Here is a 1,089-nt window from a genome sequence, read left to right as displayed (position 1 = left end):
GAGCTCGTGCGCGGGCGGGCGGGCGTCGAGGCCGAGGGCGGCGGCGAGGAAACGATCGACGCCGAGCAGCGCGGCGAGCTCGAGGCGGCCGAGACCGCCGAGACCGAGCACGCGCTCGGGCGCCGCGAGCTCGCCGAGCAAGGCCGGCGCCGAGGGCTCGGCCCGGTCGGCGAGCGAGAGCTTGGGCACCTTGATGAGGCGACCGTCACGCCCGCGAGCGCGGCTGGAGTTGGCGGCCGCGAGCGCAGAGCCGGCCGCGCTCGAGTCGAGCGCGCCCGCCCAGGTCGCGTCGAGGATCACGGCCGACTCGGCGAAGCTGGCCGTGAACAGCTCGTGACCGACGGCCGCCGCCGCCCGCTCGCGGGTCCGATCCTCGCGCGGGCGCAGGCCCGCGCGCAGCTTCGGCGTGGTCGGACAAAAGCCATGTCCGAGGGCGAAGGCGGCCAGGAGCGAGGCGAGCGGGCCCTGCCAGCGGCGGGCCGAGCCCGCGTCGCGGGCGAACAGGCAAAGCGGCGCGCACAGGATCAGGCTCGAGCCGATGATCTCGCGCGGGATCGTCAACGGGCGCCGATGATCGCCGACGCGCAGGTCGACCTTGCGGTCGCGACTCGGCCGCTCGATCAGCTCGCTGCCGCGGACCGGGCCCTCACGACCGGCCTTGCGCAGCAGCGCCTCGCCGGTCTCGTGGTCGCCGATCGTGATGAAATTGATCGGCGTGCGCTCCGCTTCGATCAGCGCGGCGAACAGACCGTCGAGCACCCAGGGGGTCGGCGTCAGGCCGGGGTGAGGACCCAGCGCGAGGATCGCGAGGGTCACCGGACGCTGACGCGGACAGCTCGACAGCAGCTCGCGCGCGACCAACGAAGCCGCGCGTTCGGGCTGCCCGGGGTCGCCACCGTGGACGTGCAGCTGCGCTCGCACGCCCGAGAGGATAGGCGAAGATCCCGGTGCCTCGCCTAGCAGCCTCGCGCCGGAATTTGCGCCGAGGGCGCGAAGCCAAAACGCCGCTGTACCGGGCGTACTGCAAGTTTTGGCGACAAAGCCCTCGGCGAAAAGGCCAAGCGAGGCGGCGCGAGGCATTGCACCCCG

The 1,089-nt window shown here is 73.6% G+C and carries 1 pseudogene; it reads right to left on the bottom strand.

What is annotated here, in order from left to right:
• A pseudogene (locus ENSA5_RS04960) lies at positions 1 to 921 on the bottom strand (hypothetical protein); the annotation flags it as partial.
• Positions 922 to 1,089: the final 168 nt, after the last annotated feature.

It is taken from the genome of Enhygromyxa salina (genome assembly GCF_002994615.1).
GTDB classification, from domain to species: domain Bacteria; phylum Myxococcota_A; class Polyangia; order Nannocystales; family Nannocystaceae; genus Plesiocystis; species Plesiocystis salina_A.
Note: the sequence above shows the minus strand (reverse complement) of the source record. Positions and strands in the feature narration are given on the sequence as shown.